Below are 3,852 nucleotides of genomic sequence, written 5' to 3' on the forward strand. Positions count from 1 at the left end.
CAGGAACATTTGGAAGCTTGAAATGGCCGATTCATTGGCCGCTGTATAGCCAAGCGTCTGGGCAGACAACGCGCCGCTCGTTCGCAGTATTTGGATCCAGCCGGCGGATCCCTTTTTCAGGAGTCCCGAATTAACGGAAGGCTAAGGATGACAGCAACCGGATCGGTGGCTTTCGGCCTTGGTGGCGCTGCTTCGGACTCGGTTGAGGATGAGTTCAAGTGTATCCGCTATTACAAATAGGCGCAAGCTGTGGATTCTCGATCTTTGGCGTGAGGCCTTCCTGCCCCTGTCCTGCTGCACCCCTGCGGTTGCCAACCCTCAGTGATCTTCCAGAGCACAGAACGTCAGCGGAATTTGTCTGCAGATCTACGGTCGAGCCACCAGCGGCCGATGCGCGTGATCGGACCACGCAGCAGCAGGTATGGCAGAAAGCAGAGTAAGCCGGCGATGATGACAGCCTCAGCTGGATGAAACGTGTCAAACACAAGGTATTGGTAAATCAGGTCCATACCCAGGCCGAGGAGGATGATCCGCGCTGTAGAGATCAGCCCTTCGTGCAAGCGGCTGCTGCGTTTCAGTGGGTTGGTCAGAACCGTCCAAAGGTAGGGATTGCGCCCAGTCTTTGCGTCGTTGACGCCATCTGCCAGCGCAGCAATCGATGCCATAACTGGTTGCAGAACAATGCGAAAGGCCATCGGCCCACTGGGACGGTCGAGCAGGTTTTGCCATATTCGCTCTAAACCCGCTATCGAGAGCCCGTTCATGGCCAATCCGAGAAGCACTAATGTGACTGACAGCACGAGCACTAAACGAGCAAGAAGAATTTTCGTCTTTGATACTCTTTCTTTCATCTTCCGATCATCTCATCGCGCTTTTGAAATACTGTTGTTCCCGCAGGCGTGGGCAATCAAGTTTGAAGACCCCCACGCATTCATTAGTAATCATAGCTTAGGGTCAAATAGCCTCCACCAAGCGATTGAGCCTCTCGGCGGCCAGATAAACAGGGATCAGTGACACGTTTTCTGCTGACGTTTCATGGGTTGCCGCAAACGGGTTATCGAGATCAGCGATCAGCAGTAACAACTTGATCAGAAGGAATGAAATCGAGCCAATAAAGAAAAGGGACTCTCCGAATGGCTTGATTTCGGTAAACATAAGTCCTCCTATGAGCAGGGCAGTTCCAATGTAAGCCAATCCGTAGACAGTAGGTACGAAAGTGGTTTCGCGAATCACCTCGATTCGATAGACGACTCGGCGGATGTTGGCCATTTCGAGCAGCAACCGGGCTTGCAACGGAGCGGCATTCCAGATAGCCAGCCGCTCGATCGAAAGCTGAAGATCATCGAGGCGAGTCAGCAACGGGGTGACCAGGTCAGCTTCCTCCATCCAGGCCAGGAGATCTTTGCTGAAATCAGCCAGCAGCGCCAGAGCCCCGATCACCTCAGCTTCCGGATGAAGCTGGCGAACACATCTCGCCTCCGTACCGAGGCACTCCAGAGCTGCGGCCAGTTCTCCCGGAATCTTCTCGCCTTCCTTGTAATCCAGCAGTACGCCGTTCAGCAGGAAGCCCAGCAGGAACACCCCGGAGGCCACCAGCCCCGGGAACAGCGGATTCGGGTCCAGCAATTCCCAGCCCATCCGGTGCACCAGGATCTTGGCGGCCACGATGCTCAACAATACAAGGCTCACCCTGAGGAAAAACCAGACACGCCGCAGCCCGGGCCTGTGACTTGAATCGATCTCGGGCATATCGGTGTCAGTGATCATTGTCTGGGGCATCCTGGTGGCACTTTGGCGGGCCGGTCCCTACTCCTCGTTGCCCGCTGCCCCCGGCAGCGGCGGCAGCGTGGGTGGGGGCAGCACCTCCAGAGCGGCGGGATTCGGTGCGGTTTCCGGGCCGATCAGGTCCACTGCGGTGCGTTGCATCACCAGCCGGAAGCGCAGGGGCGCCTGGCTGCGGTTGATGAAGGCCTGCACGCCTGCCACTTGCTCGGAGGTGGGCAGGGCCGGATCGGTGACCCTCACCCGGGCCCGGACCAGGGGTGGATTCAGGCTCCAGTTGATGGAGATGCCCACCAGATCGATGGCGGGATCGCCGCCGAGGGTGATTGTGCTGCTGCGCAGCTCCTGCTCGATCACCTGCTCCAGCTGCTGGGCCTTCGTTTCCTGTCTGGACCGCTGCATCAGGCGATAGAAGCTGCTGCCGAGAGGAATCACCAGCAGGGCGGTGAGGGCCACGCTGGTGAGGCCGAGCCTGCTCTGAAACAGGCGGCGCCGGTATACCCGTTCGAGCGTTCCCAGGGCCGCCATCGCCCCACCATGATCCCCAGCAGGTTGGTGGCGAACAGCAGCAGCGCCCCGTAGGCCTGCATCCAGAAGGAGGAGGCCAGCAGGATTCCCACCACGCACATCGGCGGCACCAGGGCCACGGCGATCGCCAGGCCGGCCAGGGCCGAGATTGCGTCTTTCCTCAATTTGGCGTACATCGCCACCGCTCCGGCCACCAGGGCCACTCCCAGGTCCAGCAGGTTGGGGCTGGTTCGGTTCATCACCTCGCTGCCGAAGCTGGGGAAGGCCACCAGATGGCCCACAGCCATCGCCAGCAGCATGCAGATCACCACCCCGAGCATCAGGGTGCGGAAGGCCCGCAGGAACATTGGCAGCCGCCCCCGCAGGATTTCGAAGGCCATGGCCTGCAGCGGCAGGATCCAGGGGGCCACCACCATGGCGCCGATCACCACACCGGGGCTGTTGGCCAGCAGACCCAGGGTGGCGATCAGGGTGGCGCCCACGGTGAGCACCACGAACACCTGAGAGAAGCTGGCTTCGTGCTCGAACTCCTGACGCAGGGCATCCAGACGGCTGGTGTCGTCGGGCTGGACAGTGCTCATGCTCATCGCAAGGGTTGGTGCGATTGGACGATGGCCATCATCCGCCAGCCACCGCCACGGGAGATCAGCGTTCATCATGCGATGACACAGGCTTGCCGCCAATCTCAGCCCGTCGTCGCTGTCGCGCCCTGTGCGCCGAGACATCCTGGATCTCCCGGCGGCGCCCATGGCGCTTCAATCGTCAACAGCTATACGCTTCTCGGTCGGCCTTGGGCCGCGTCGTCGTTCAAGCCTCTCCAGTGAGAGAGCAGATTGTCGCGTGAGGAAGGTCGCTGAACTTGTCATTGGACGACTTCGACAACCACCTGCCAATGATCGGCTCTTTCTGGTAACTCCTTGGAGGCAAGTAGCCAGGCAGGTCAGACATCTTGATGGGGCATAGGCTCTGAGAAAAAGGCTAAACATCTTCGGGAAACTCTGAGCAATATGGGCTTCAGCCGCTTCTGAGTCCAGACGCCACCGGAATGGCCGCACTACTGTTCATGGTGAGTGCTCTGCGTTCATTTATAGGCTGCTTCGACTGCTTGCAGGGTTCTCAGAGTGCGTGAATGGATCCATTTTGAGGCACCACTCCCCTGATGACGGGGCCGCAAGCAGTTGACGTCGCACCAGGAACAGATTCGTCAGCGCTGCCAGCACGGTCACCTTGGAGCGGTTCTTCACCATGCCCCTCAGCCGCGTCTTCTCAAAGTCGAACTGCTGCTTGTTCCCCCGGGAGGGATGTTCCCCTTTGGCACCGATGCGAGCCTTGGCCTGAGCTGCCACACCAAGGTGCAGTTCAACGGCAACCTGCTGGTGGGCCAAGCCCACACCGCCCAGCTGGGTCTGCAGCCTGGCGATGAGTTCGAGATCAAGCTCGGCCGCGCCGATGGGAAGGAGGGCGGTGCGGCTGCTGCGTGATCGTTCGTGAAGGCCGGGATCGTCCGATCACCACCCTCAGCACACTTGAAACCAGGCGTCA

At 59.7% G+C, this 3,852-nt stretch carries 4 protein-coding genes and 1 pseudogene; 1 reads left to right on the plus strand and 4 read right to left on the minus strand.

Annotated features, from left to right (window positions below):
- Window positions 1-344: 344 nt before the first annotated feature.
- From KBY96_RS16125 to KBY96_RS16140, 4 genes are all read right to left on the minus strand, one after another.
- A complete protein-coding gene (locus tag KBY96_RS16125; protein ID WP_254980570.1) occupies window positions 345-695 on the minus strand; it encodes a hypothetical protein in 351 nt (116 codons plus the stop codon).
- A 259-nt stretch (window positions 696-954) separates the two neighbouring features.
- A complete protein-coding gene (locus tag KBY96_RS16130) occupies window positions 955-1,767 on the minus strand; it encodes a hypothetical protein (RefSeq protein ID WP_254980572.1) in 813 nt (270 codons plus the stop codon).
- A gap of 39 nt (window positions 1,768-1,806) precedes the next feature.
- Entirely contained in the window at window positions 1,807-2,238 is a 432-nt protein-coding gene (locus KBY96_RS16135) for a hypothetical protein (RefSeq protein WP_254980573.1), read from the minus strand.
- Window positions 2,214-2,891, minus strand: coding sequence for a DUF389 domain-containing protein (locus tag KBY96_RS16140; protein ID WP_254980575.1), 678 nt, complete (start codon window positions 2,889-2,891; stop codon window positions 2,214-2,216). The genes KBY96_RS16135 and KBY96_RS16140 overlap by 25 nt, the downstream gene beginning before the upstream one ends.
- Window positions 2,892-3,644: 753 nt before the next feature.
- Here KBY96_RS16140 and KBY96_RS16145 point away from each other — a divergent pair.
- A pseudogene (locus KBY96_RS16145) lies at window positions 3,645-3,791 on the plus strand (AbrB-like transcriptional regulator); the annotation flags it as partial.
- Window positions 3,792-3,852 lie beyond the last annotated feature (61 nt).

This window comes from Cyanobium sp. ATX 6A2 (assembly GCF_024346355.1).
In the GTDB taxonomy this organism is placed as follows: Bacteria; Cyanobacteriota; Cyanobacteriia; order PCC-6307; family Cyanobiaceae; genus NIES-981.

Bases quoted from the DNA above. Each gene is read 5' to 3' on its own strand.
- KBY96_RS16125 (WP_254980570.1), bottom strand. From the start codon at position 695: ATGGCCTTTCGCATTGTTCTGCAACCAGTTATGGCATCGATTGCTGCG.
- KBY96_RS16130 (WP_254980572.1), bottom strand. From the start codon at position 1,767: ATGATCACTGACACCGATATGCCCGAGATCGATTCAAGTCACAGGCCC.
- KBY96_RS16140 (WP_254980575.1), bottom strand. From the start codon at position 2,891: ATGAGCACTGTCCAGCCCGACGACACCAGCCGTCTGGATGCCCTGCGT.